Origin of the sequence: Nonomuraea sp. NPDC049480 (assembly GCF_044465905.1) — a bacterium.
GTDB lineage: Bacteria > Actinomycetota > Actinomycetes > Streptosporangiales > Streptosporangiaceae > Nonomuraea.
In genome coordinates, this window is sequence record NZ_JBITMD010000016.1 from 63206 (window position 1) to 88083 (window position 24878).

Below are 24878 nucleotides of genomic sequence, written 5' to 3' on the forward strand. Positions count from 1 at the left end.
CCGGGTTCGTCGGATCACACCGGGGCGGGCACGTGCTCCGACGGCTTGGGGGGTGACAGCGCGGCCTTCTCGGACCGGCGCTTGTGGAGGGTCTGCTGGAGCTGGTCCAGCGCGACGGCGACGATGATCACAGCGCCTTTGATGATCTGCTGCCAGAACTGGGAGACCCCGACGAGCACGAGACCGTCCACGAGGAAGCCGATGACGAAGGCGCCGATGAGGGTGCCGCGGATGGTGCCGCGGCCGCCGGAGAGCGCGGCGCCGCCGATCACGACGGCGGCGATGGCGTTGAGCTCGAAGAACTCGCCGGCCGCCGGGGTGGCCGAGGACAGGTCGGCCGTCAGAAGCAGGCCGACCGCGGCCGCGCACAGCCCGGACAGGACGTAGATGCGGGTCTTGACCTTCTTGACCGGGACGCCGGACAGCTCGGCCGCGCGTTCGTTCCCGCCGGTCGCGTAGAGCCAGCGGCCGAACGGGCTCTTGCTGAGCACCACCGCGAACACCACGGCGAAGAGGATCATCGCCCAGACGGGCATGGGCAGGCCGAGCGGGGCGCTCTTGAGGAAGGTGAGGAAGCCGGTGTTGCCCAGCGTCACCTCCCCGCCGAGCTTGGAGAACGGGGTGCCGTTGGTGATGAGCAGCGCGATGCCGCGGGCGACGTACAACATGCCGAGGGTGGCGATGAACGGCGCGACGTTGAGTCTGGCCACCACCAGCCCGTTCACCCAGCCGAGGAGGGTGCCGACGCCGAGGGAGACGACGATCACGACCCAGGCGGCCGGGTAGACGAACACGTCGAGGCCGCTGATCTCGAGTCCTTCGAGCAGCAGGCCGGCGACGACGCCGGAAAGACCGACGATCGAGCCGACCGACAGGTCGATGCCGCCGTTGAGGATCACCAGGAGCATGCCGATCGCCAGGATCGCGTTCATGGCGACGTGCCGGGTCATGACGATGAGGTTGTCCGCGCTGAGGAAGTTGGGCGACAGCAGCGAGAAGACGACCACGATGAGGACGAGCGCGAGCAGCGCGCGCCCCTCGATCATCAGGACCCTGGTGTTGATCTTGCGGAGGGGGCGCGGCGCCGTCGCCTTGACGGCGGCCTGGCTCAGCTCACTCACTGGCGGTTCCCATCGGGTGGACGCCGGCCTCGGACTCCCCGGAGGCGGCCATGATCTCTTCACGGGAGGCCGTGCGCGGGTCGAACTCCCGCACGACGCGACCCTTGGACATGACGACGATGCGGTGCGACGCCGTGATCGCCTCGCCGATCTCACTGGTCACGTAGAGGACCGCGAGGCCCTTGCGCGCCTCGCGGAAGAGCAGCGAGAAGATCTCGCCCTTGGCGCCGACGTCGATGCCACGGGCCGGCTCGTCGAGCAGGAGCACCTTGGGGCCGGTGAGCAGCATCTTGCCGATCACCACCTTCTGCTGGTTCCCGCCGCTCAGCGAAGTGATCGGCGCGCCGGGGCCGGAGGTCTTCACTTGGACCTCGGAGATCCCCTCCCGGACCCGTCCGGCCTCGCGCCTGCGGGAGACGAAGCCGGCGACGACGAAGGACCTGGTCAGCTCCAGGAGGCCGGCCAGGGACAGGTTCTGGCCGACCGACAGGGATTGGACCAGGCCGTCGCGCTGCCGATCCTCCGGGACGAGGCCGATGCCGAGCTCGATCCGCTCCGCGATGGAGGCGCCGGACAGGTCCCTGCCGCCGAGCTCGACCCGGCCGGAGGCGACCGCGCCACGGCCGGCCAGCGCCTCGACCAGCTCGGTGCGGCCGGCGCCCATGAGCCCGTACAGGCAGACGATCTCTCCGTGCCTGACCTCCAGCGAGACGTCGTTGACCGCCAGGCGGCCCTCGCCCATGGCGTCGACGACCTTGAGGCCGCGGATGCGCAGCGCGACGTCTCCGAAGTCGCGTTCGGCGTCGCGGAAGTCGTACTCGGCGGCCCGGCCGACCATCTTGCCGACGACCCAGGCCAGGTCGATGTTCTCCGCGTCCTCGGTGGCCACCAGCTCGCCGTCGCGGAAGACGACCGCGTGGTCGGCGATGGCGATGGCCTCCTCCAGGTGGTGGGAGATGTAGACGATCGCGACGCCGTTGGCGGTGAGGTCCTTGATGACCTTGAAGAGGACCTCGACCTCCGGGGCGCTGAGCGCCGAGGTGGGCTCGTCCATGATGAGGATGCGGGCGTCCAGCGCCAGGGCTCGGGCGATCTCGACGATCTGCTGCTGCCCGATGCGCAGGTCGGCGACGAGGGCGTCGGGGTCGATGTCCTCCTCGAGCCGCTCCATGAGCCCCCGTACGACCTTGCGCTCGCCGCGGTAGTCGACCGTGCCGAACCTTCCCGTGCGCTCGCGGCCGATGAAGATGTTGTCGCGCACGCTCAGGTTCGGGCAGAGGTTGAGCTCCTGGTGGATGATCGAGATGCCGTGCTCGACGGCCTGATTGGGCGAGCGCAGCTCGATCGGCACGCCGTCGAGCTCCAGGTGCCCGGTGGTCGGGGACTCCACACCGGCGATGATCTTCATCAGCGTCGACTTGCCTGCGCCGTTCTCGCCGAACAGGGCGGTGACCTTGCCCCGGTGCACCTCGAAGTTGACGCCTTTGAGCGCCTGCGTCGCGCCGTAGTGCTTGGTGATGTCGATGGCCCGCAGGACGACGGGGGTCGCGGCGTCGGGGAACATCAGCCCGCCACCTGGACCTTGACCGGCGTGACGAGGAAGCTGCCCTCCGGGCCGGTGTTGGTGACGTAGACGCCGACCACGGTCGCGGTCCCGCCCTTCGCCGCGGCGAGGTCGACCTTGGCGGCGACGTCCGCGAGCATCTTCGTCTTCAACTCGTTGGCCGTCTGCTGGTAGTCGGTCTGGTTCTGGAAGTCCTTGAACTTGAGCGTTCCCGGGGCGTCGCGCAGGGCGGTGCCGTTGGCGGCCTGGCCGAGCGCGACGCGGACCACGCTGCTCTTGGGCAGCCCTGCCACGTCGACGGTGAGGAGACCCGCGTCGGCCTCGGCGACCTTTCCGGTGAAGCGCACCGGGATCGCGTACTTGTCGGTGCCGGCGACGTTGCCGTACTTCTGGCCGGCGGCCGAGGGGTCGGCGGCCACCGCGGCGGCGACCTCCTTGAGATCGACGGCCTTCGCCTCGATCGCCGCCGCGATCTTGGGGTATTCGGCGGCGGCGAAGTCCTTGGCGTTGAACTCCGCGGGGTTGAGCGCGCTCACCTCTTGCCTGGACAGAAACCGGGTGTTCAGGACCATGGCGACGAGGAGTGCCACGATCACGGCCGGCCAGAAGAGGCGCGTGAGCAGGCGGGGCGGGACGGCGGCTGCGGTGCTCATCGGACGGGGGGACTCCTTTCCGGCAACACGCGTTCACGTGAACGTAACAGATTAATTCGTTATCAATCAAGATTTTTCTGTTATGTCCACAGAAGGTGGGGAGCTACTGTGACACAGGTCACGGTCGCCTAGATTTATCACGCAGCTCGCGATAGCGTCTACACAAGTCGCGTTATAAGTAACACGATTGATCCCATTCAGCATGAGACGATCACTCAGGAGCGCGATGAGCAGCTACCGAGACCGCTCACTCCAGCACCTTCGGCACGTGTTCGACCTGCTCGTCATCGGTGGCGGCGTGAACGGGCTCGGCATCGCGTGGGACGCCGCCGACCGCGGCCTGTCGGTGCTGGTGATCGACAAGGGAGACTGGGGCGGCGGCACGTCGTCGTGGTCTTCCCGGATGATCCACGGCGGGCTCAAATACCTCGACAAGCTCGAGGTGGCGCTCGTCCGCGAGTCGTTGCGGGATCGGGAGTGGCTGCTGCGCCGCGCGCCGCACCTCGTGGCGCCGCTGGCGTTCGCGCTGCCGTTCTACCGCGGCAACAAACACCACCGGCTCGCCTTGCGCGCGGGGATGGTGCTTTACGACGTCCTCTCCTTCGACAAGTCGCTGCCGCTCCACCGGGCCTACGGGCGGCGCAGGACCGCCGCCCTCCTGCCCGGCCTGTCCCCGGACGGGCTCCAGGGCGCGGCGGTCTACTACGACGCCCAGGTCGAGTACGCCGAGCGGCTCTGCGTCGAGATCATGCTCGCCGCGCGCGCCTCCGGAGCCACGACGCTCAACTACGCCGAGTCCACCCGGCTGCGGATCGAGGAGGGCCGCGTGGCCGGGGCGTCGGTCCGCGACGTGCTCACCGGCACGGTCCACGAGGTGACGGCGCGCTGCACCGTCAACGTGGCCGGGCCGTGGGCCGACGCCGTGCTCATCGGCGCGCAGCCCGCGCCCGAACGGCTGATCGGCGGCACCAAGGGCACGCATCTCGTCGTGGAGCCGTTCTCCGGCTCGCCCTCCTGCGCGATGTACTACGAGGCGCTCAGCGACGGCCGCCCGCTCATGGTGATCCCGTGGCTCGGCAGGTACCTCATCGGCAGCACCGACGAGCGGTTCGAGGGGGACCCCGGCACGGCCGCGGCCGGCCAGGGGGAGATCGACTACATCCTCGCCGAGACCAACCGCCTGTTCCCCGCCGCGAACCTGACGGAGGACGACATCCTGTACACCTACACCGGGGTCAGGCCGCTTCCGTTCGCGCCGGACGGCGACCCGGGGGACATCACGCGCCGCCACATCCTGCACGACCACCGCCCGCGGCTCGACGGGCTGATCTCGGTCGTCGGCGGCAAGCTGACCACCTTCCGCACGCTCGCCGAGCACGCCGTCGACGAGGTGAGCCGGCGCCTGGGCAGGAAGGCCGGATCGCGGACCCGCGGGCTCGACCTGCCCGGCCGCCCGCCCGAAGGACCCGAGGCGCACGCCCTCGCGTTCGAGCGTTCGAACGGGCTCCCGGCCGCCGAGGCACGCAGGCTGGCCCGCGTGTACGGCGCCCGTGCCGGCCGCGTCGCCGCCCTGATCGCCTCGTCGGAAACCCTCTCCCAGACCGTCGCGCCCGCGACGGGGCTGCGGGCCGGGGAGGTCGTGTTCGCGATCAGGGAGGAGGAGGCCGTCACGCTCGCCGACGTGCTCGCCCGCCGTACCATGATCGGCCTGGAGCCCGATCTCGGCCAGGGAGCCATGGACGCGGTCGCCGCCGCCTGCGCCGCCGAGCTCGGCTGGGACGACGCGGAGACCGCCCGGCAGAAGGCTGCTTACCTGGCCTATCTCCAGCGCTTCCGCGAGCTCGAACCGGGACCCGTGGTGTAGATGGGGCGCTACCTTCTCGGCGTCGACGCCGGATCCACCGTCACCAAGGCCGTGCTCTTCGACGCGGACGGCACCGAGGCCGGCCAGGCCGCCCGGCGCGTGCCGCACAGCTACCCGCGGCCCCACCACGTCGAGCGCGACCAGGACGAGCTGTGGGAGGTGACCTGCGCGGTCATCAGGGAGGTCGTCGCCACGGCCGGCGTGCGGGCCGCGGAGGTCGCGGGCGTCGCGGTCACCTCACACGGCGACGGGGTCTACCTGGTCGACGCGCGGGGCAGGGCCACCCGTCCGGGCATCCTGTCGCTCGACACCCGCGCGGCCGGCCTGGTCGCGGAGTGGGAGCGCACCGGCCGCAGCGCCGCCGTGCTCCCGATCAGCGGGCAGAAGCCCTGGCCGGGCTCGCCGGTCTCGGTGCTCGCCTGGCTGCTGCGCAACGAACCGGACGTCCTGGACAGGACGGCGTACGCGCTGCCGTGCAAGGACGTCATCAAACACCGGCTCACCGGCGTCTTCTCCACCGACCCGACGGAGTCGAGCCTGTCGTTCACCAACGTGCGCACGCAGGAGTACGACCGCGAGACGCTGCGCGTCTTCGGCGTCGAGGAGCTGTTCCGCCTGCTGCCCGAGGTGATCCGGTCCGATGAGGTCGCGGGCGAGGTCACCGGCGCGGCGGCGGAGCAGTGCGGCCTCGTCCCCGGCACCCCGGTCGCGTCGGGCGCGCACGACGTCGACTGCGGGGCCATCGGCATGGGCACGGTGCTCCCCGGCCAGCTCGCGATCATCGCGGGGACGTTCAGCATCAACGAGGTCATCTCCGACGCGGCCCGGGTGGACGAGCGGTGGAACGCCCGCGCGTTCGTCGTACCCGGCCAGTGGATGAACATGGCGCTCTCCCCGTCGAGCGCGACCAACCTCGAATGGTTCGCCACCCGGCTCGCCGCCGCCGACATGCACGCGACCCGCCCGTTCGGCTTCGTGGAGGACGATCTCCGGGCGGTCGAGTCGAGCCGCAGCGACCTGGTGTACCTGCCCTTCCTCTACGGCTCCCCCTACCCGGTGGACGCGAGCGCGGCCTTCATCGGGCTGCGCGGCTGGCACGAGCGCGGCCACCTGCTGCGGGCGGTGATGGAAGGGGTGGTCTTCAACCACCGCCACCACGTGGACGCGCTGCGGGACGGGTTCGACGTCACCGGCATCCGGCTCACCGGCGGGGCCGCCAACAGCGCCCGGTGGGTGCAGATGTTCGCCGACGCCCTGGCCGCGCCGGTGGGGGTGAGCACGGTGCGGGAGGCGGGCGCGCTCGGCTGCGCCATGCTCGCCGGCATCGCGGCAGGCGTGTACGCCGGCCTGCCGGAGGCCGCCGCGGCGGCAGGCACGGCGCCCTCCGTCCGCGAGCCGACGCCCGCCGGCGTGGCGCGGCAGGAGGAGAACTACCTGCGCTACCAGCGGGTCGTGGAGAGGATGACGGCCGTATGGGCCGAGCTCGGATGACCTGGATCGGCACCAGCTGGAAGATGAACAAGACGCTGGCCGAGGCGCGCGCGTTCGCGGACGGGCTCGTCGCCGCCCGCGGCGCGTTCGACGGGGTCCGGGCCTTCGTCATCCCGGCGCACACCGCGATCGCCGCCGTACGCGAGCGCCTGCCGTCCCACGTCCCCGTCGAGATCGGGGCCCAGAACGCGCACTGGGCGCCCGCCGGGGCCTACACCGGAGAGGTGTCCATGGGGATGGTCGCCGACGCGGGCGCCACGCTCGTCGAGATCGGCCACTCCGAGCGCAGGGAGCACTTCGGCGAGACCGACGAGACCGTCGCGCTCAAGGTCGAGGCCGCCGTCGCGGCGGGTCTCACGCCGCTGCTGTGCGTCGGCGAACCGGCCGGGGTGCGTGCCGCAGGAGGGGAGATCGACTGGGTCGCCGGGCAGGTGAGCCGGGGGCTGTCCAGGCTCGCCGGGCACGACGTGGGCCGGGTCGTGATCGCGTACGAGCCCGTCTGGGCGATCGGCGAGGGCGGCCGCGAGCCGCTGCCGGACGAGATCGCGCCCGTCATGGGGATGCTGCCGGCCCGTTTCGCGGCCGCGGCCGTCCTCTACGGGGGCAGCGTCAACCGGCGCAACGCGGCGGCGCTGCTCGGCGTGCCGGGGACCGACGGCCTGTTCGTCGGCCGGGCCGCGTGGGACGTGGCGGAATTCCTGGCGCTGGTCCGCATCGCGGCCCGTGCCCGTCACGCGGGACGGCCGGATGCGAGATAGTCGGAGACCGGACATCCGGATCCAGCAGGAGGTGGGATGAAGGAGCCGCCCGCGGAGGGCCGCATGGAACGGCAGCGCGCCCGCCAGCGCGCGATCGCCGCGGACGTGATGACGGAAGGCTCGGTCCGCATCGAGGCGATCGCGGAGAAGCACGGGATCAGCCTGATGACCGCGCACCGCGACCTCGACGCGCTGGTCGCCCGGGGGATCGTCCGCAAGTCCCGCGGCGTGGCCACCGCGCTGCCGTCCAGCCTCGTCGAGGCCAGCGACCTGTTCCGCCGCGGCCGGCAGCAGTCCGAGAAGGCGGCGCTCGCCCGGGCCGCCTGCGCGTGGATCGAGCCGGGACACGCGGTCATCCTCGACGACTCCACCACCACCCTGCACCTGATCCCGATGCTCGGCGACAAGGCGCCCCTGACGGTGATCACGAACTTCCTGCCCGTCATCGAGGACCTGACCGGCGAGCCGGACATCACCCTCATCGCGCTCGGCGGCCGCTTCCACCCGTGGGCGAACTCGTTCATGGGGCACATGACCGTCGCGGCGATCCGGGAGGTGCGCGCCGACGTCTTCATCATGTCCACCTCCGCCGTCACCGACGACATCTGCTTCCACCAGACCGAGGAGACGGTCGACACCAAACGGGCCATGTTCGACTCGGCGGCCACCCGGCTGCTGATCGTGGACCACACGAAGTTCGAGCGCCGGGCCCTGCACGCGCTCGCGCCGCTGACGGAGTTCGACCACGTCATCGTGGACTGGCGGACTCCGGCGGAGCACGTGGAGCGGCTGCGGCGCAAGGGCGTCGGGGTCACCGTGGCGCAGGCGCCGCGCGGGCGCTGACCCCGATCCCGGAGCCGGCTCGTGGCGCAATGCGCAAGGGTCGTGTCGTTGACGCCATGAGACGGCCGCGATCACCATGAAGGCATGCAGCGACGGGTCGTGATCGTCGTCTTCCCCGGCTTCCAACCGCTCGACCTGGCCGGGCCCGCCGACGTGTTCGGGACGGCGGCTACCGGGGTGGAGATCGTCGCCGTGCGCGCGGGCGGCGTGCCCGCGGGGAACGGCGTCACGGTGACGGCCGGCGCGCTCGGCGAGGTCGCGGGGCCGATCGACACGCTGCTGGACGACCGGCGCGGACCTCGGGCCGGGGCTCGCACGGCGGAGACGCTCTGCCGCGTCTTCCGCCGCCACTGGCGGATCTCACCGGGCGATCACCGCCGCAGGTTCCAGTCGAAGGAGAAATGACATGCGCGTGGCCATCCCGCTCTACCCCCGGTACACCGCGCTGGACGCGGTCGGGCCGTACACCGTGCTGGCCTTCGCGCCCGGCTGCACGGTCACGTTCGTGGCGGCCCAGGCGGGGCCCGTGACCGACGACCAGGGCGCGCTCACCCTCACCGCCACGGCCTCGTACGCCGACCTGCCCGATCCCGACGTGGTCGTCGTGCCCGGCGGGATGGGCACCTTCGACGCCCTGTCCGACGAGGCCTGACTGGCTGGATCCGCCGGGCCCACGAGGGCACCCGGTGGACGACCTCGGTGTGCACGGGGTCGCTCCTGCTCGGGGCGGCCGGACTGCTGAACGGCCTGAAGGCGACCACCCATTGGGCGGCCCTGGAGCTCCTGGAAGGGTTCGGGGCCGAGCCGGTGAGCGAGCGCGTGGTCGTCGAAGGCAAGATCGTGACCGCGGCCGGGGTGTCGGCGGGCATCGACATGGCCCTGACGCTGCTGGCCCTGGCGAGTGGCACGGAGACGGCGCAGGCGGTGCAGCTCGCGATCGAGTACGACCCGCACCCGCCGTTCGACGCGGGCTCGCCCCGCACGGCGCCGGAGGGGGTGAGGCAGCGCGCGCTCGACCTGCTCCGCTGATCGCCCGGCCTCCCCGGTCTCCTCCAAGCGTGGCGTATGTCGAGTCACAACCCGGGGCGGACGGCGAAGGTGGCGTCCACTCGGAATCCCGGAGCGTCCTGAAAGGAGTCCAGGTACAGCAACCCGCCGCGGTGGCGCAGGTAGTGCGTCGGATAGTTGTGCGAGCGCAGCGAGGTGCCCTGGCCGGCCAGCCCGCCCGTGCCGCAGAAGGTGGCGTCCGCGGCGAACAACCCGCTGTTGTCGCGGCGGTGCAGGAAGATCTCGAAGTTCCGGTGCCGCAGGTAGTAGCCGGGAAAGTTGGACGACTCGAAGGAGACGCATGAGGGGTTGGCCAGGCCCTGCCGCACGGCGAACGTAGCGTCCGCCCTGTCCAGATTGCTGCTGGACGCATTGATCGGGTCGAGCCGTCCGCGGAAGCTCCTGTGCCGCACCCGGTAACCGGGGACGTTGACCGACTCGAGACTGACGACCGAGCCGGGCCCAAGAGCCACGCCCGCGGGCGCGGTGTCGGCGCGGGAGGACGTCGGCGCGGGGGCCGAGGTCCGCCGCCTGGTGCTGTTTCGAGTCGGCGACGGTGCGGGGGTCGAGGACCGGCTGGACCTGATTCGGGAGGGCGACGCCGAGGAAGAAGGAGACTTTCTGGAGCCTGAAGGGGAAGGGCTCGTGCCCCTGGACCGCGAGGACAACGGATTGGGCGTAGAAGCCTCGATGGCCTCTATCAAGGCCGGCTCGCTGACGCGCAGTTGCGACGGTGAGGGCGAGGCCGACACGGAGGTCTCCGCAGTGAAGACCGGGCTCGGCTGGGGCTCGCTCGGAAGGGCCGTTGCCTGGAGGCCCTGGTGCCCGGGAGGCTCGGTCCCCGCGCCGGCGAACGCGACGACGGCCACGATGACCGCCGTCACCGCCGCTGCGCTCGCCAGACTTGTCGTCAGAGAAGTGCTCCAGCGACGCCTCGGCTCCGAGTCGAGCGTCGCCCGCGCCCGCGCCCGCACCCGCACCCGCACCCGCATCCGGGTCTGCGAGGGCTCGTACCGCCGGGCGTCCTCGCTCAGGAGCATGCGCAGCCGTTCGGCGCGGTCGGGGTCCTCTAACGCCGCGGCGTCGTTGAACCTCACCGCCGCGAGGTCAGGCCGTATGCCCATGGCACGTTCCAGTTGAGGACCGGCCTTGGACAACTCGGACCTGACGGCGTCGGCTGAGATGCCGACCATCCCCGCGATCTTCTCTTCAGGCAGGCCGAAGGCGTACCGCAGCGCGAGGCAGGCGCGTTTGCGAACCGACAGCAGGGCCAGGGCGTCCCGCACCGTGCGAGATTCCGGCCGCTCCACCCGGTCGCGAAGTCCGCGTGTGCCGGCGTCGCGATCGTCCGTGGTGGCCCGTCTCACCAGAAGAGTCCACAGGTACTCCGTCGGAGATCCGGAGGTGCGGACATGCTCCCAGCGTTCCCAGGCGGCTACGAAGGCGGCTGCCGCCAGACCGTCCGCCGCTTCGGCATCGTCCGTCAGCAGGTACGCCAGCCTGCCCAGTTCACGATGATGCCTGTCGAAGAACAGTTGGAACTGCTCGTCTGCTTCCAATGACCCGCCACCTAATTACCTGCCCGAACCACAACCGTGACACCAGTCACTCAGGACTGACTAGTCACTCAGGCACCGATTCTCACATTCGAGGCTGTGAGCGGAATATGGCCTTTTCGTGTCATGCGGGGCCAGATTGGCGCCGACCGCCTGGGATCGCAGGCTTGGGGCCGGTGATAAGGATGCTCCCATTTCGGATATTTCAGCACATTTCAGGATTCCGCTCTCGACTCGTTCCACGGCCTCCGCTCCGTGCTCGGCGGTGACTTCGTTCCGGCGGCGGTCGAGCCGCACAAGGATCCGGCGTAGAAGGGCTTGGCGTGCTCGGTGAGGTCTTCCACGGCTTCGATCTCGAATCCTGTGGCACGGAGGGCCTCCACATAGGTCTCCACCACCACCCGTCCGCCGGCCGCAGCATTCGGGAGATCTACGCGAACAGCGATTCCGGCAGGAAATGCGGTGTCGTCTCCAGGATCAGCTCGTCCCGGGAACCTGCCGCCCAGTCTGGGCACTTGCCGGCGGAGGGGCAATCCTGGCACGCAGCGTGACGGGAGTCCCAGAATCCGGTCCTGAAAGCCTCCCGCGCCGGGCGATGGGCGAGTTGTCGTCGGCTGCGGCCGACGCGGCCACCAGCCCGGGCCGTTCGTTCTGCCACACCTACGGCCGGAGCGAGGATGCGCTACGGCCGGCGACCAGGCCACCTCGACCCAGACGACGTGGTACGGCAGCGCGATCGCGACCGCGTGGGATCGGCCGCATCATCGGCTCACCCGCCGCGCCGAAGCCGTGAAACAAGCTGAGGGCGGCGGCGCCGCCGTACGACGCCCACTCCGCCGGCGACGCCGCGCCCAGCACCTCCGCCCGCCACGGCTCCGCGAAGAGCGAGGCGGATGAAACTGGAACGTTCCGCCACGCGCGACAAGTCATGTGGACTCTCCTTCGCCGCCGCCCGGAAACGGGCCGGTGCGGAAGGAGACTACGAGCGGCGGTGCGGCCCTGACGTCAGGGTGAGACCCAGGGAAATCCCCAGGATGTCTCCCGGCCGGTCACTCCTGGTCCTCGCCGACGGCCCCCAGCGGGAGGACGTCGAAGTGAATGACCACGTGGCCGGTGGCGTGACCGCGGGCGTCCGGGGACTCGCGTTGCCTGCGGTCCGACACCGTGCGGTATCTCTCCAGCACCTCCAGCACCTCATCCCGCAACTCGGCCGTCTCCGTCGCGGTGAGCCGCAGCGACCGCCGCCCGAACCCGCTCGCCTGCACCCACTCCTCCGGCGCCCGTGACGTCCCCTCGCGCCATCTGGCCAGCTCCGCACCCCGCTGCCGCACGACGTCGTCGAGCAGGAACTCCAGGGCGCTCGCCGCTTGGGCGTCGGGCGGGGTCTCGCCGTACGTGAAGCCGCCGGGAACGACGCGCCAGTATTTCTCCTTCCCGCGTCCCATCTCCGGCACGACCTCGATCATGCCGTGCCTGGCCAGCTCCCTCAGGTGGTAGCTCGTCGCCCCGGTGTTCTGCGCCAGCAGGCCGGCGAGCCCGGTCGCGGTGGACGGGCCCCGCTCGTCCAGCAACTCGTAGATGCGCAGTCGCAGGGGGTGGGCGAACGACTTCAGCGCGTTCGCGTCGAGCGTACGCGCGGAGAAGCTCTTGCTTCGCTTCACTGTGCAAGCCTATCTTTGCAAAGAAATCCATGCACACTTTTCCTTGTACGCTTCTATCCTAAGGGAGCCGGCCGTGTCAGGTCTCGGGCGCTCTTTCGCCTTCCTGTGGTCGTCCACCGCGTTGTCGAACCTCGCGGACGGCGTGCTGAAGATCGGCGCACCCCTGCTGGCGGTGTCGATGACCCGCTCGCCCACCCTGGTCTCCCTGGTGGGCGCCGCCGCGACGCTGCCGTGGCTGTTGCTGGCGCTGCCCGCGGGCGCGATCGCCGACCGGGCCGACCGCCGCCGCGTCATGGTGGCGGCCAACGCCGCCCGGGCCGCGATCCTCGCCGCGGTCACGCTCCTGGCGTCGCTCGGCCTGCTCGACCTGTGGATCCTGCTCGCGGCCGTGCTGGCGGCCGGCGTGACGGAGGTCTTCGCCGACGTCTCGGCGCAGGCGGTCCTGCCGATGACCGTGCCCGCAGACCACCTGACCAGGGCGAACGGCCGGGTGTCCAGCGCCCAGTTGGTCGGCAACGACTTCGCCGGCGCACCCGTGGCCGGGCTCCTCGTCGGCGTGCTCCCCGCCGCGGTCTTCGGCGCCCCGGCCCTGCTGTACGGCGCCGCGGGGCTGCTCCTGCTGGGCATGCGCGGCGCCTACCGGTTACCCGACCCCCGCTCCGAGCGCCGGCCGCTGCGGCGGGAGATCGGCGAGGCGCTGCGTTACCTGCGGTCTCACCGGATACTCCGGAGCCTGGCAATCACGGCGGGCCTGCTCAATCTCGCCAACGCCGCCTACTTCGCCGTCCTGGTGCTGTGGGCCGTGGGCGACGGGTCGATGATCGGGCTGGAGCCGGGCCACTACGGCCTGATGCTGACGGCGTTCGGTGCCGGGGCGGTGCTCGGGTCGCTGCTGTCCGGGCGCGCCGCGGGGATCTTCGGGGAGTACCGCACGCTGGCGGGCGCGTGGCTGATCAGCAGCCTCCTGCTCCTCGTGCCGGTGGCCGCACCGTCTCCGTGGACCCTCTACCCGACGGCCGTGCTGTGGGGCGTGGTCGGCGCGGCGGGCAACGTGCTCGTGATCTCCGCGCGGCAGCGGCTGATCCCGGCGGAGCTGCTCGGGCGGGTCAATTCGGCATACCGCCTCGTCGGGATGGGCGGCATGCCGCTGGGGGCGGCACTCGGGGGCGTGGTGGCGGAGTTCGCGGGCATCGGAGCCGTCCTCACGGGCGCCGCAGGAGTGTGTTTGGCGGCGGTCGGGCTGGTGTGGCGCACGTTACCGGATCGAATTTCTAGGCCGCTGACCAGCGAAGCCGCACTTTCCGACATATCCAAGCAACGTTAGGCACCCAAGAGCCTGTGCTGAAGTGACATGATTATCCCCGAGCATGAGGGGATGGTATGCGGGAGATCGGCGGACGGTACCTCCTGAACGAGGAGGCCGGTCGTGGGGGTATGGGAGTCGTCTGGCGCGCCTTCGATCAGCTCCTCCACCGTACGGTGGCGCTGAAGGAGCTGACCTTGGCCGGTGAGGTCGAGATGGTGCGCCGCCGAGTGCTGCGCGAGGCCAGAATGGCCGCCGGGCTGACGCATCCCAACATCGTCACGGTGCACGACCTGATCGAAGAGGGCGGCAAGCTCTGGATCGTGATGGAATACCTGGACGGGCTCTCCTTGCACCAGTTGCTCTCCCAGGTGGGCACGCTACCGGCGCAGTCGGTGGCCGCAATCGGGCAGCACCTGCTCGCCGCGCTGCGCACGGCCCACCAGGCCGGGGTGCTGCACCGCGACGTGAAGCCGGCCAACGTCATGCTGACCGGTGACCGGGTGGTGCTGACCGACTTCGGCATCGCCACGGCCGAGGGCGACATCCGGATGACGACCTCGCGGCGGCTGCGCGGCACGCCCGCCTTCATGGCGCCCGAGCGCCTGCACGGCGGGCCGGCCAGCAAGGAGGCCGACATGTGGTCCTTCGGCGCCACGCTCTACAGCGCCGTGGAGGGCCAGCCGCCCTACCCGGGCCAGGACGCCGCCACGGTCCTCGGCATGGCACGGAGCGGCCCTTACCCGCCGCCCCGCCGGGCCGGTGTGATGCGGCCGCTCATCGAAGGGCTGCTGCATCACGACCCGGTACGCCGCTTCACACCGGAGCAGACGGCGGGCCTGCTGGCCGGGATGCGCGCCAGCACCTACCAGACCGCCATCTGACCCGAACACCTGGGCATCCGCCCCTGCACTCTCCAGACGGTCAGACCTTCTTCGCCCTGGCCTCCGCCTCGGCCGCGTCCATGGCGGCCGCCTCCTCCGGGGTCGGGGCCGAGCCGCCCAGGTGGGCGGGCTGCCACCACACCCCCGGCGGCACCTCCGGATACGTGCGCTGCGCCCGGTCGACCAGCTCCGACAGGCGCGTGTGCAGATCCGCGGTGTGCTGGTTGACGTCCTCGCCCCGCTTCGGGTACATCGGCTCGCCCACCAGGATGGTCAAGGGCACGTGACGCTGCAGCAGTTTCCTCGGCCGCCCCTTGGTCCAGAGCCGCTGGCTGCCCCACAACCCCACCGGGATCAGCGGCACGTTCGTGGCCTGCGCCATCCTGATCGCGCCGTTCTTGATGTCCTTGACGGTGAACGAGCGGCTGATCGTGGCCTCCGCGAAGACGCCCACCACCTCGCCGGCCTTGAGCATCCGCAGCGCCGTCGCGTACGAGCCCGCACCCGCCCCCCGGTCGACCGGAATGTGGTGCATGCCGCGCATCAGCGGCCCCGAGATCCGATGGTCGAACACGTCCTGCTTGGCCATGAACCGGACGAGCCGCTTCGACGGCAGCGTGGCGAACCCGGCGAAGATGAAGTCGAGGTAGCTGATGTGGTTACTCACCAGCACCGCTCCTCCGGACCGCGGCACGTGCTCGGTCCCCTCCAGGTGGAAACGGATGTCGAGCGCGCGAAAGAAGGTCCGCGCGGCGGCGATCACCGGCGGGTACACAATCTCAGCCATGTGCAGAACGTAGCTTATTCAGCCGGCTGTGACGGTAGCGGGGAGGCTCACCATCCCCCGGACGTTGCCGTGGGCGGTGCGCCTGATCCCCTCGTGGATCTCGTAGCCGGGTGAGACCGCCTTCGTCAGCTCCTCCAGCGTCACCCTCGCCTCCAGCCTGGCCAGCGGCCCGCCGAGGCAGTAGTGGCGGCCGACGCCGAAGCTGATGCCCCGGGAGGTGTCGCGGGTCAGGTCGTAGACGTCGGGGTCGGGGAAGACGGACTCGTCCCGGTTGGCGGAGCCGATCAGGAGCCAGATCTTGGCGTGTTCGGGGACGAGCGTGCCGTGCAGCTCGGTGGGCTCGGTGAGGCGGCGGGCCAGGCCGTGGGCCGGGGTGTCGTACCGGAGGGATTCCTCCACCCACGGCGTGATCGCCCCGCCGAAGGCGGCGGCGCGCTGGTCCGGGTTGCGCCACGCCCAGTACCAGGCGGCGCTGAGCAGGTGCGTCGTGGTCTCCGAGCCCGCGCCGATCAGCAGGAAGATGAACGCCACGATCTCCTCGGCGGTCAGCCCGCCGTCGGCGACGAGTGCGGAGACGAGGTCGTCGCGCAAGGCGACCCGGCGGTCGTCGACGATCGAGGTGTAGTACTCGCCGAGCGACATGATGCCCTGGAGCGCGTCGTCCGCCATCTTGCCCTGCGGGTTGTAGCTGACCAGGGTGACGGACTTGCGGCGCACGTCGGCCCGGTCGGCCGGCGGCACGCCCATCAGCTCGGAGATCACGTCGAGCGGCAGCTTGGCGGACAGGTCGCGGGCGAAGTCGAACGTGCCCCGCTCCAGTCCCTGCTCGATGTAGCCCCGTGCGAGCTTCCTGATCAGGGGTTCGAGCGCGGCCACCCGGCGCGGGGTGAAGGCCCGCGACACGATCGCCCGCATGCGGGTGTGCTCGGGCGGGTCCATGGCCACGAACGACAGGTACGTCCGCGCCTGCGGCCCCCACGCGCCCCGGTCGAGCATGGGGCCGTGGTCGCTGGAGTAACGGGCGCTGTCGGTGAACGCGGCGGAGACGTCGGCGTGCCGGGACAGCGCCCAGAAGTCGAGGTCCGGGTTGTGATAGATCGGTGCTTCCCGGCGTAACCGCGCGTAGACGGGGTACGGATCGTCGTTGATCGACGGATCGAAGGGTGTGCAGACGACATCCACCCCGTCCACGCTACGACGCTTGCGCCATCGTGAGAACGGGCAGATCTTGTGACCATGAAGAAGCTCATCAACACGGCCAATTCCGTCGTTGAGGACGCGATGAACGGCATGGCCGCGGCCCACCCCTCGCTGCGGATCCACGATCAGGTGGTCTACCGGGCCGAGGGACCGCGCCCCGGCAAGGTCGGCCTGGTCTCGGGCGGCGGCTCCGGGCACGAGCCGCTGCACGCGGGTTTCGTCGGGTTCGGCATGCTCGATGCCGCCTGCCCGGGCGAGGTCTTCACCTCGCCGGTGCCCGACCAGATCATCGACGCGACGAAGGCGGTGGACGGCGGGGCGGGCGTCCTGCACATCGTCAAGAACTACACCGGCGACGTGCTGAACTTCGAGATGGCCGCCGAACTGGTCGAGGGCGTCGAGGTGGCGAGCGTGCTGGTCGACGACGACGTGGCCGTACAGGACTCCCTCTACACGGCGGGCCGCCGCGGCACGGGGGCCACGCTGTTCGTGGAGAAGATCGCGGGGGCGCTGGCCGAGGAGGGCGCGCCGCTGGCGGAGGTGGCCCGGGTGGCGGGCGAGGTGGACGAGCGCAGCCGGTCGTTCGGGATCGCGCTGAGCTCGTGTACGACGCCGCACGCCGGCAAGCCGACCTTCGACCTGCCGGACAACGAGGTGGAGCTGGGGATCGGCATCCACGGCGAGCCGGGGCGCACGCGGGCGCCGATGGCGTCGGCGCGCGAGCTGGCCGGGATCGCGATGGAGGCGATCCACGGGGACATGCCGCTCCACGGCGACCTGCTGGTCATGGTGAACGGCATGGGCGGGACGCCGCTCATGGAGCTGTACGTGGTGTTCGCCGAGGTGGCGTCGTTCGTCAAGGGGAAGGGGGCGCGTGTGTCCCGGTCGCTCGTCGGCAATTATGTGACGAGCCTGGACATGCAGGGCTTCTCCGTGACGGTCTGCCGGCTTGACGACGCGCTGACGCGCCTGTGGGACGCTCCGGTCGAGACGCCGGGGCTGCGCTGGGGGCGGTGATGGACACCTTGGACACCTTGGACACCGCCTTCTTCGTGGCGTGGTTCGAGGAGGCGGCCAGGCTGGTGCGGCGGGATCGCGACCGGCTGACGGACCTGGACGCCGCGATCGGCGACGCCGACCACGGCACGAACCTCGACCGCGGGCTCACCGAGGTCACCAAGGTTCTGGCCGAGTGGCCGCCGAGCTCGCCGGTGCAGGCGCTGAGCTCTGCGGGCGCGACGCTGATCCGCCGTGTGGGCGGGGCCTCCGGGCCGTTGTACGGGTCGGTGTTCCGGCAGATCAGCAAGGCGCTGGAGCCTCCGGTGAGGCTGGCGGGGTTCGCGGCGGCGTTCGAGGAAGGGGTTGTGGCGCTGGAGAGGCTGGGGAAGGCGGCCCTCGGCGACAAGACCATGGTGGACGCGCTGGCTCCCGCGTCCCGTGCGCTGGCACTGGCCGTACGGGATGGGGTGGGAGTACGAGAGGCGTTCGAGCAGGCGGCGCGCGCGGCCGCGGAGGGCGCGAAGGCCACGATCCCCATGCAGGCGCGCAAGGGCCGGGCCAGCTACCTGGGCGAGCGCAGCATCGGGCACGAGGACCCGGGCGCGGCCTCGGCGGCGCTGTTCATGGCGGCTCTGGCCACCGTGGCGGCCGGGTGATGGTGGGGCTGGTGCTGGTGTCGCACAGTGCGGGGCTGGCGGCGGAGGCGGTGGCGCTGGTCCGGGGCATCGCCGGTGACGACGTGCCGGTGGCGGCGGCCGGTGGGACGGAAGACGGTGGCCTGGGCACCAGCCTGGATCTCATCGAGGCGGCGCTGCGGGCGGTCGATCAGGGCGACGGGGTGCTGCTCGTGCCCGATCTCGGCAGTTCGGTGCTGACCGCCTGCCTGGTGGAGGAGGCCGGCAGGGTCGTGGTGGCGGATGTGCCGTTCGTGGAGGGCGCGATCGCGGCGGCGGTGATGGCGGGCACCGGCGCGCCGCTGGCCGACGTGCTGGCCGCCGCCGAGGAAGCCCGTGCCTTCCGCAAGCTCTAGAAGCTCGGGTCCGAGCGCCGGGGTCAGTGGCCCTTGAACGCCTCCTCCAGCCACCAGGAGCCGCGGTCCCTCGTGACCTTGGCGTGCACGAGAAGCGGCCGGTCCCGCGGGCCCTTGAGCCAGTCGGCCACGCCCGCCAGATCGGCCGTCTCGGTGACGGTCACGGCGGCGAAGCCGTGCCCCCGGGCAATGGCGGCGAGGTCGGCGGACGGGAACGTGACCGTGTCCAGGGGGTGGCCGTGGGGTCCGAAGTGGTGGACCTCGGCGCCGTACGCCTCGTCGTCGTACACCACGATCACCATCGGCAGCCCCAGCCGGACGACGGTCTCCAGCTCGGCGGCGCCCATGAGCGCGCCGCCGTCTCCGAGGGCGGCCACCGGAAGCCGGTCCGGCCGGGCGACGGCGGCGCCGATCGCCGTGGCCAGGCCCAGCCCGATCGACTGGAACGCCTGCGTGAAGCAGAACCCGCCCTCGTCCGGTACATCCATGAACATCGACGGATATCCCATGAAATTTCCGGAATCGATGGACACAATTCGCTCGATGGGCAGCAGGTCGTCCAGGCCGATGGAGAGCGTCCTGGGGTCGATCCGGCCGCCGCCGCTCTCGTCCTGGTACGGCACGTCCCGCCACCGGCCCTCGGCCTGGATCCGCCGCGCGACCTCCGCCGACCGGTACCCGGGGACGGTTCCGGCACCCGCCGCGGCGGAGTGGTCGGTGAGGGCGGTCGCGACGGCCGCCACGTCGCCGGTCACGCCCAGGGCGATGGGCACGTGGGCGCCGAGTGCCGCCTGGTCGAGGTCCACCTGGGCGACCTTTCCCCCCGGTGGGATCAGGGAGCCGTGGCGGGTGGTCCACATGTTCAGCGCGCAGCCCCACCCGACGACCAGGTCCGCGCCGCGGATCAGCTCGGCCGCCAGCGGGGTCGCGAAGCCGCCGCTCACGTCCAGGTCCCACGGGTCGCCGCGGAACAGCCCTTTGGCGACCGCCGAGGTGGCGAGCAGGGCCCCCACGCGGCCGGCCAGGGCCTCCAGCTCCGTCCGCGCGTGCCGGGCGCCGCGCCCCGCGATGAACACGGGCCGTCGAGACTCCGCCAGCAGGCGCGCCAGCTCCTTCACCCCGCCATCGGCTGCGGGTGAAAGGCCGGGCTCACCGCCCCGGAGTGGCGACGCGCTCGAGGTCCGGGCGCTGGCGGGCCCGTAGGCGGTGGTCACGGAGGCGGTGGGCAGGGAGGCGGTAGGCAGGGCTTGGATGTCGAGCGGGAGATTGAGCAGGACGGTGCGGCCTTCCTCCACGGCCACGCGGTACGCCTCCACCGCCCGCTCCCACGCCCCCTCCGCGGACGTGACCCTCATGGGCACCCCGCCCACCGCCGCCACGAGAGCGTCCTGGTCGATGTGGAAGTTGGAACGGGCGTCGGTGGCCTCCCCGGCGAGGACGATCAGCGGAGTGCGGCTCTTGGCGGCCTCGGCGATGCCGGTCATGGCGTTCGTGAGCCCGGGCCCTTGGTGCACGGACACGATCCCGGCCCGCCCGCTCATCCGGGCGTAGGCGTCGGCCATGGTGGCGGCCCCGCCCTCGTGCCGTGCCGCGACGAACCGCACGCCACCGGCCACGAGGGCGTTCGTGACGTGGAAGTTGCCGCTGCCGACCACGCCGAAGGCGGTCCCGGCGCCGCAGGCGGCCAGGGCGCGGCCCACGGCCTCCGCGACGATCAACGTTCGACCAGGGCGAGCACGCGGACGGGGCTGCCCGAGCCGCCCACGATGGGCAGGGGCGGGGCGACCACGACGGCGCCGGTCGCGGGCAGGCGGTCGAGGTTGCGGAGCTGGGTCAGGCCGTACTTGCCGGCGCCGAGCAGGAAGGAGTGGCAGGGGAAGGCGGGGTCGAAGGAGTGGGCGGCGCCGGCGTCGGTGCCGACGGTCTCGACGCCCACCCCGATGATCGGGGTGGCGGAGGCCAGCCACGAGGCGCACTCGACCGAGATGCCGGGCGTGTGAGGGCCGGTCTCGTCGGCGTTCAGGAAGGCGGCCTGGTCGGAGGAGCGGGCGTCCCAGCCGGTGCGGTAGAGGAGCCAGCCGCCGTCGGGCAGCGGCCCGTTGGCGCGCTCCCACTCCTTGACGTGGTCGATCTGGAGGAGGAAGTCGGGGTCCTTGGAGGCCTCGGCGGAGAAGTCGAGGACGACGGCGGGCGCGATCAGCCTGCCCGCGGGCACCTGGGAGACGTCCTCGCCGTCGCGGGCGGTGACCCAGTGGATGGGGGCGTCGAAATGGGTGCCCGTGTGTTCGCCGGTGTGGATGTCGTTCCAGTACCAGGCGGGGCCGCGGTCGTCGTACCGGCTGATCTCCTCCAGCCGGAACGGGATCGTGTTGCCGAACGGCGCGGGCAGTTGGAGGATCGGCGTGTCGGACGAGAGGGGCGCGGTGAGGTCGATCACCTCAATGGCACCGCTGCGCACGTGGTCCACGAAGCTCTTCAATACCGACATGGCATCCTCCTCGGTTGGCTGAGCGCATCCTCTCTTCCCCCACGGGCTCCTTCAAGCGGGAGAAGCTCATGCCCGGGTCCACTCCGCGCATCCGCCGGTCGAGAAGGCCTTGTCGGTGGCCAGGATGACCACGGTGGCGGGACCCGTCGGCATGCCGGAGGTGATCACATCGGCCGGGCTGGCGGAGGTGCCCTTCATGCGGGCCCAGAAGCACGCGGTGGACCCGGCGACCGGCCCGGTCGTCCGGTACATCCCCGGCTGGATGTCCTTGCCGACGACGAGCATGCGCAGGGCGGGGTCGGTGCCCGTCCCCCCGGGAGAGCCACTTCCGGTGGCGCCGGGCTGAGTGGCACCGGGCTGCGTGGCACCGGGCTGCGTGGCACCGGGCTGGGTGACTCCTGACTGCGTGGGGCCCGGCTCCGTGGCCCCGGGCTGGGTGGCGCCCGGCTGGCCGGTGGCGGGCTGCGACGGCGTGGCCTGGGGCTGCTCGGTGGTCTGCTGGTCAGGAGGCGGCTCGGTGTCGTCGACCGTCACCGTGACCCGGGGGTCGGGCGACTCCGACGACGTCGACCCCGCGCCGAACCCCACGAAGATGCCCAGCAGGAAGCCCAGCACCGCGGCGAGCCCGGAGACGAGCAGGATGATCGGCGGACTGCTCGTCGCCCGCGGGTATTCGGGCGGGTATCCAGGAGGGGGCCCGTACATCACGGACCCAAGCGTGCCATCCCTGTCAACGGTGGAGGTAGTCCACGAGGGACGCCTTCTCCGTCTCCAGCTCCTCGATGGCGCTCTTCACCACGTCGCCGATGCTGACGATGCCGACCAGCCGGCCGTTCTGGACCACGGGCATGTGGCGGAAGCGCTGCGTGGTCATGATCTGCCGCAGCGCGTCGACGTTGTCACCCGGGCCGACCGTGCGGACGTCCGTCGTCATGATCGCGGAGACCGGCTCCTCGAGGACCGCCGCGCCGCGGTCGTGCAAGTGGCGCACGACGTCGCGCTCGGAGACGATCCCCGCGATGGTGACGCCGTCGGTGGACACCACCACGGCGCCGATGTTGTGCTCGGCGAGCTCGGCGAGCAGCTCCCGGACGGACGACTCCGGTGCCACGGTCGTCACGTCGCTGCCCTTGTTGCGAAGGATCGTTCCGATGAGCATGTGCACCACCTCTGCCCTCAGTGTTCCAAAGCTAGGCCCAGGCAAACAAGCCCATAGGGACGGCGTCAACCGTCACATAGGCTGCTGCCGTACTAAATCCCACACAAAAGCCATGAACAGCAGATCGGGGATGCCGCCAGATGACCGAGCCGCTCAACATCGGAAGCCACGACCTGCCCGTCACCGACGAGCTGGCCGCGTTCATGCGGACCGGGTGGGCGGACACCCGGCGCCTCGATGTGACGGCGCTGCCGATCGCGCCCTGGGCGGCCAAGCGGCGCGCCGCGCTGGCCGCCCGCTTCCCGGGCGAGCGGCTGGTGATCCCGGCGGGCACGCTGAAGGTCCGCAGCAACGACGCCGACTACCGATTCCGGCCGCACAGCGCGTACTCGTACCTGACCGGCGCGAGCGAACCGGACGACGTGCTGGTGGTCGAGCCGTCCGGGGAGAGCGTCCTGTACGTGCGGCCGCGCTCGCCGCGGGAGGAGGGCCAGGAGTTCTACCGCGACCGCCGCTACGGCGAGTTCTGGGCCGGCCGCCGCCCGGACCTGACGGAGGCGGCGGAGCTGTACCAGGTGGAGTGCCGGCACATCCGCGACCTGGACCTGAAGGGGCCCGCCCGGGTGCTGCGCGGCGTGGACGCCTCGGTCGACGCCCGGGCGCCCCGCGACGGGGACGACGCCGAGTTCGAGTCGTTCCTGTCGGAGATGCGGCTGGTCAAAGACGAGTGGGAGCTCGGCGAGCTGCGATCCGCCGTGGACGCCACCGTGCGCGGCTTCGAGGACGTCGTGCGCGCACTGCCGCGGGCGCTCGGGCATCCGCGCGGCGAGCGGTACCTGGAGGGCGTGTTCGGGCTGCGGTCGCGGCTGGAGGGCAACACGGTCGGCTACGAGAGCATCGTGGCCTCCGGGGCGCACGCGTGCGTGCTGCACTGGATCCGCAACGACGGCGCGCTGAGCGCCGGCGACCTGCTGCTGCTGGACGCGGGCGTCGAGTCCGACACGCTCTACACGGCCGACGTGACCCGGACGTTCCCGCTGTCGGGGCGGTTCAGCGCGGTGCAGCGGCAGGCGTACGAGCTGGTGTACGAGGCGCAGACGGCGGCCATCGCCACGCTCCGGCCGGGCGCCCGCTTCCGCGACTTCCACCTGGCGGCCATGCGCGTCATCTGCGACGGCCTGCGCGACTGGGGCCTGCTGAAGGGCTCGTCGGACGAGCTCATGGAGACGGGCCTGTACCGGCGCTACACGCTGTGCAGCAGCGGCCACATGCTCGGCCTGGACGTGCACGACTGCGCGCGCTCGCGGGCGGAGGTCTACCTGGACGGCGTCCTGGAGCAGGGCCACGTGCTCACGGTCGAGCCGGGGCTCTACTTCCAGCCGGACGACCTGACGCTGCCCGAGGAGCTGCGCGGCATGGGCATCCGCATCGAGGACGATCTGGTCGTCACCGCCGATGGCGCCGCCATGATGTCCGGCGGGCTGCCGCGCCGCGCGGACGAGATCGAGTCTTGGATGGATGCCCTGTCGTAACGAAGCGGTCACGTTTAGTGCTGGGCTGACAAGGTGTGAGCTGGGTCTCATACCTTTTCCTCAAATTCCTCCGAACGCGTCGACTACTGGACAAGGCGTCAGTAGGGTGACTGATCCGTAGGCGGCGGAGGTGGTCAGCTCATGGCCTTGTCCGGATACGTCGGACGCAAGGCCGGGTCGGTGCTCGGACAGGTCGGCGACCTGTTCGTCATCGCCCTGGAGGGGCTGCGCCGCAGCTGGGACGTCAAGAGCTGGTGGTGGGAGTTCGTCGACCAGTGCTGGTTCCTCGCCCGCGTCACCAGCGTGCCCGTCCTGCTCGTCTCACTGCCGCTGGGCGCCACCGTGGCGTTACAGGTGGGCGAGCTGGCCTGGCAGCTCGGCGCCGGCTCGGCCACCGGCAGCGCGGTCTTCGTCGGACTGATCCGCGAGGTGGCGCCGCTGGCCAGCGCGCTGCTCATCGCCGGGGCCGGCGGCAGCGCCATGACCTCCGACATCGGCGCGCGGCACATCCGCGACGAGCTGAGCGCCATGGAGGTCATGTCGGTCAACCCGATCCACCGCCTGGTCACACCGCGCATGTGGGCGGCCAGCACGATCGCCGTGTGCCTGTGCCCGCTGGTCATCGTGGCGGGCGCGAGCGGCGGCTACTTCTTCAACGTGGTCGTGCAGGGCGTCACCCCGGGCGCGTACTTCGACGGGGCGCTGTCCCTGGTCGCGGCCTCCGACCTGTACGTCACGCTGTTCAAGGCGTGGATCTTCGGGTTCATCGCGGCGGCGGTCGCCTGCTACAAGGGCATGACCTGCGCGACCAGCCCGGTCGGCGTCGGGCGGGCGGTCAACCAGTCGACCGTGGTGACGTTCATGCTGGTGTTCACGTTCAACTATGTGATCTCCGCGGTCTACTTCCTCGCCTATCCGCCGAGGTCCCTGTGATGGTG

General features: G+C 71.1%; 25 protein-coding genes. 14 read left to right on the forward strand and 11 right to left on the reverse strand.

What is annotated here, in order from left to right; genetic code table 11:
• Positions 1-14: 14 nt before the first annotated feature.
• The 3 genes from ACIBX3_RS37065 to ACIBX3_RS37075 are packed head-to-tail and all read right to left on the reverse strand — an operon-like array spanning position 15 to position 3338.
• A complete protein-coding gene (locus tag ACIBX3_RS37065; RefSeq protein ID WP_397125191.1) occupies positions 15-1121 on the reverse strand; it encodes an ABC transporter permease in 1107 nt (368 codons plus the stop codon).
• Positions 1114-2685, reverse strand: coding sequence for a sugar ABC transporter ATP-binding protein (locus ACIBX3_RS37070; protein ID WP_397125192.1), 1572 nt, complete (start codon positions 2683-2685; stop codon positions 1114-1116). Before ACIBX3_RS37070 ends, ACIBX3_RS37065 begins: the two co-directional genes overlap by 8 nt.
• On the reverse strand, positions 2685-3338 hold the full coding sequence (locus tag ACIBX3_RS37075; RefSeq protein WP_397125193.1) for a DUF2291 family protein: 654 nt from the start codon (positions 3336-3338) through the stop codon (positions 2685-2687). Before ACIBX3_RS37075 ends, ACIBX3_RS37070 begins: the two co-directional genes overlap by 1 nt.
• Before the next feature lie 226 nt (positions 3339-3564).
• Between ACIBX3_RS37075 and ACIBX3_RS37080 the strand changes: the two genes are divergently transcribed.
• From ACIBX3_RS37080 to ACIBX3_RS37110, 7 genes are all read left to right on the forward strand, one after another.
• On the forward strand, positions 3565-5202 hold the full coding sequence (locus ACIBX3_RS37080; RefSeq protein ID WP_397125194.1) for a glycerol-3-phosphate dehydrogenase/oxidase: 1638 nt from the start codon (positions 3565-3567) through the stop codon (positions 5200-5202).
• The gene (locus ACIBX3_RS37085; RefSeq protein ID WP_397125195.1) at positions 5203-6693 is read left to right on the forward strand and encodes an FGGY-family carbohydrate kinase; all 1491 of its coding nucleotides are present in this window, start codon (positions 5203-5205) and stop codon (positions 6691-6693) included.
• Complete coding sequence (locus tag ACIBX3_RS37090; protein ID WP_397125196.1) at positions 6675-7451, forward strand: triose-phosphate isomerase; 777 nt, start codon at positions 6675-6677, stop codon at positions 7449-7451. The genes ACIBX3_RS37085 and ACIBX3_RS37090 overlap by 19 nt, the downstream gene beginning before the upstream one ends.
• A gap of 36 nt (positions 7452-7487) precedes the next feature.
• Positions 7488-8294 carry a DeoR/GlpR family DNA-binding transcription regulator gene (locus tag ACIBX3_RS37095; RefSeq protein WP_397125197.1) on the forward strand — a complete coding sequence of 269 codons (807 nt, stop codon included), beginning with the start codon at positions 7488-7490 and terminating at the stop codon, positions 8292-8294.
• Positions 8295-8378: 84 nt separating this feature from the next.
• Positions 8379-8699: a hypothetical protein gene (locus ACIBX3_RS37100; RefSeq protein ID WP_397125198.1), complete on the forward strand. Its 321-nt coding sequence runs from the start codon at positions 8379-8381 to the stop codon at positions 8697-8699.
• A gap of 1 nt (position 8700) precedes the next feature.
• Entirely contained in the window at positions 8701-8946 is a 246-nt protein-coding gene (locus tag ACIBX3_RS37105; protein WP_397125199.1) for a DJ-1/PfpI family protein, read from the forward strand.
• 47 nt (positions 8947-8993) lie between these two features.
• Positions 8994-9323 (forward strand): DJ-1/PfpI family protein, encoded by a 330-nt coding sequence (locus ACIBX3_RS37110; protein WP_397125200.1) that lies wholly within the window; start codon positions 8994-8996, stop codon positions 9321-9323.
• Positions 9324-9367: 44 nt separating this feature from the next.
• Here ACIBX3_RS37110 and ACIBX3_RS37115 read toward each other — a convergent pair whose 3' ends face one another.
• Positions 9368-10900 (reverse strand): AbfB domain-containing protein, encoded by a 1533-nt coding sequence (locus ACIBX3_RS37115; RefSeq protein WP_397125201.1) that lies wholly within the window; start codon positions 10898-10900, stop codon positions 9368-9370.
• Positions 10901-11946: 1046 nt separating this feature from the next.
• On the reverse strand, positions 11947-12558 hold the full coding sequence (locus tag ACIBX3_RS37120) for an ArsR/SmtB family transcription factor (protein WP_397125202.1): 612 nt from the start codon (positions 12556-12558) through the stop codon (positions 11947-11949).
• A gap of 73 nt (positions 12559-12631) precedes the next feature.
• On the opposite strand from ACIBX3_RS37120, the gene ACIBX3_RS37125 reads away from it, so the two are divergent.
• Positions 12632-13882, forward strand: a complete 1251-nt coding sequence (locus tag ACIBX3_RS37125) for an MFS transporter (protein ID WP_397125203.1) — start codon at positions 12632-12634, stop codon at positions 13880-13882.
• Between the two features lie 56 nt (positions 13883-13938).
• Positions 13939-14745, forward strand: a complete 807-nt coding sequence (locus tag ACIBX3_RS37130; RefSeq protein ID WP_188195087.1) for a serine/threonine-protein kinase — start codon at positions 13939-13941, stop codon at positions 14743-14745.
• A gap of 40 nt (positions 14746-14785) precedes the next feature.
• Here the strand turns inward: ACIBX3_RS37130 and ACIBX3_RS37135 are convergent, their stop codons facing one another.
• Both ACIBX3_RS37135 and ACIBX3_RS37140 read right to left on the reverse strand, forming a co-directional pair.
• The gene (locus tag ACIBX3_RS37135) at positions 14786-15532 is read right to left on the reverse strand and encodes a lysophospholipid acyltransferase family protein (RefSeq protein ID WP_397125204.1); all 747 of its coding nucleotides are present in this window, start codon (positions 15530-15532) and stop codon (positions 14786-14788) included.
• Between the two features lie 18 nt (positions 15533-15550).
• Positions 15551-16723 carry a cytochrome P450 gene (locus ACIBX3_RS37140; RefSeq protein WP_397125205.1) on the reverse strand — a complete coding sequence of 391 codons (1173 nt, stop codon included), beginning with the start codon at positions 16721-16723 and terminating at the stop codon, positions 15551-15553.
• A 45-nt stretch (positions 16724-16768) separates the two neighbouring features.
• Here ACIBX3_RS37140 and dhaK point away from each other — a divergent pair, with 45 nt between their 5' ends.
• From dhaK to ACIBX3_RS37155, 3 genes are read left to right on the forward strand one after another with little or no spacing between them, the layout of a single operon-like run.
• On the forward strand, positions 16769-17749 hold the full coding sequence (gene dhaK / locus ACIBX3_RS37145) for a dihydroxyacetone kinase subunit DhaK (protein WP_397125206.1): 981 nt from the start codon (positions 16769-16771) through the stop codon (positions 17747-17749).
• Positions 17749-18387 carry a dihydroxyacetone kinase subunit DhaL gene (gene dhaL / locus ACIBX3_RS37150; RefSeq protein WP_397125207.1) on the forward strand — a complete coding sequence of 213 codons (639 nt, stop codon included), beginning with the start codon at positions 17749-17751 and terminating at the stop codon, positions 18385-18387. Before dhaK ends, dhaL begins: the two co-directional genes overlap by 1 nt.
• An 11-nt stretch (positions 18388-18398) precedes the next feature.
• Complete coding sequence (locus ACIBX3_RS37155) at positions 18399-18761, forward strand: PTS-dependent dihydroxyacetone kinase phosphotransferase subunit DhaM (protein WP_397125208.1); 363 nt, start codon at positions 18399-18401, stop codon at positions 18759-18761.
• 23 nt (positions 18762-18784) lie between these two features.
• Here the strand turns inward: ACIBX3_RS37155 and ACIBX3_RS37160 are convergent, their stop codons facing one another.
• The 4 genes from ACIBX3_RS37160 to ACIBX3_RS37175 all read right to left on the reverse strand — a co-directional run bounded on the left by ACIBX3_RS37160 (position 18785) and on the right by ACIBX3_RS37175 (position 22408).
• Positions 18785-20479: a thiamine pyrophosphate-binding protein gene (locus tag ACIBX3_RS37160; RefSeq protein WP_397125209.1), complete on the reverse strand. Its 1695-nt coding sequence runs from the start codon at positions 20477-20479 to the stop codon at positions 18785-18787.
• On the reverse strand, positions 20476-21249 hold the full coding sequence (locus ACIBX3_RS37165) for a cyclase family protein (protein WP_397125210.1): 774 nt from the start codon (positions 21247-21249) through the stop codon (positions 20476-20478). Before ACIBX3_RS37165 ends, ACIBX3_RS37160 begins: the two co-directional genes overlap by 4 nt.
• 66 nt (positions 21250-21315) lie before the next feature.
• Positions 21316-21957 (reverse strand): hypothetical protein, encoded by a 642-nt coding sequence (locus tag ACIBX3_RS37170; protein WP_397125211.1) that lies wholly within the window; start codon positions 21955-21957, stop codon positions 21316-21318.
• 22 nt (positions 21958-21979) lie between these two features.
• Complete coding sequence (locus ACIBX3_RS37175) at positions 21980-22408, reverse strand: CBS domain-containing protein (protein WP_397125212.1); 429 nt, start codon at positions 22406-22408, stop codon at positions 21980-21982.
• 140 nt (positions 22409-22548) lie between these two features.
• Between ACIBX3_RS37175 and ACIBX3_RS37180 the strand changes: the two genes are divergently transcribed.
• Positions 22549-23940, forward strand: a complete 1392-nt coding sequence (locus ACIBX3_RS37180; RefSeq protein ID WP_397125213.1) for an aminopeptidase P family protein — start codon at positions 22549-22551, stop codon at positions 23938-23940.
• A 141-nt stretch (positions 23941-24081) separates the two neighbouring features.
• Positions 24082-24873: an MlaE family ABC transporter permease gene (locus tag ACIBX3_RS37185; RefSeq protein WP_397125214.1), complete on the forward strand. Its 792-nt coding sequence runs from the start codon at positions 24082-24084 to the stop codon at positions 24871-24873.
• Positions 24874-24878: the final 5 nt, after the last annotated feature.

Excerpts from the sequence above, each read along its gene's own strand:
- ACIBX3_RS37090 (WP_397125196.1), top strand. The coding sequence starts at position 6,675 with ATGGGCCGAGCTCGGATGACCTGGATCGGCACCAGCTGGAAGATGAAC.
- ACIBX3_RS37075 (WP_397125193.1), bottom strand. The coding sequence starts at position 3,338 with ATGAGCACCGCAGCCGCCGTCCCGCCCCGCCTGCTCACGCGCCTCTTC.
- ACIBX3_RS37100 (WP_397125198.1), top strand. The coding sequence starts at position 8,379 with ATGCAGCGACGGGTCGTGATCGTCGTCTTCCCCGGCTTCCAACCGCTC.
- ACIBX3_RS37080 (WP_397125194.1), top strand. The coding sequence starts at position 3,565 with ATGAGCAGCTACCGAGACCGCTCACTCCAGCACCTTCGGCACGTGTTC.
- ACIBX3_RS37180 (WP_397125213.1), top strand. The coding sequence starts at position 22,549 with ATGACCGAGCCGCTCAACATCGGAAGCCACGACCTGCCCGTCACCGAC.
- ACIBX3_RS37135 (WP_397125204.1), bottom strand. The coding sequence starts at position 15,532 with ATGGCTGAGATTGTGTACCCGCCGGTGATCGCCGCCGCGCGGACCTTC.
- ACIBX3_RS37175 (WP_397125212.1), bottom strand. The coding sequence starts at position 22,408 with ATGCTCATCGGAACGATCCTTCGCAACAAGGGCAGCGACGTGACGACC.
- ACIBX3_RS37070 (WP_397125192.1), bottom strand. The coding sequence starts at position 2,685 with ATGTTCCCCGACGCCGCGACCCCCGTCGTCCTGCGGGCCATCGACATC.
- ACIBX3_RS37185 (WP_397125214.1), top strand. The coding sequence starts at position 24,082 with ATGGCCTTGTCCGGATACGTCGGACGCAAGGCCGGGTCGGTGCTCGGA.
- dhaK (WP_397125206.1), top strand. The coding sequence starts at position 16,769 with ATGAAGAAGCTCATCAACACGGCCAATTCCGTCGTTGAGGACGCGATG.
- ACIBX3_RS37095 (WP_397125197.1), top strand. The coding sequence starts at position 7,488 with ATGAAGGAGCCGCCCGCGGAGGGCCGCATGGAACGGCAGCGCGCCCGC.
- ACIBX3_RS37105 (WP_397125199.1), top strand. The coding sequence starts at position 8,701 with ATGCGCGTGGCCATCCCGCTCTACCCCCGGTACACCGCGCTGGACGCG.
- ACIBX3_RS37165 (WP_397125210.1), bottom strand. The coding sequence starts at position 21,249 with ATGTCGGTATTGAAGAGCTTCGTGGACCACGTGCGCAGCGGTGCCATT.
- ACIBX3_RS37130 (WP_188195087.1), top strand. The coding sequence starts at position 13,939 with ATGCGGGAGATCGGCGGACGGTACCTCCTGAACGAGGAGGCCGGTCGT.
- dhaL (WP_397125207.1), top strand. The coding sequence starts at position 17,749 with ATGGACACCTTGGACACCTTGGACACCGCCTTCTTCGTGGCGTGGTTC.
- ACIBX3_RS37085 (WP_397125195.1), top strand. The coding sequence starts at position 5,203 with ATGGGGCGCTACCTTCTCGGCGTCGACGCCGGATCCACCGTCACCAAG.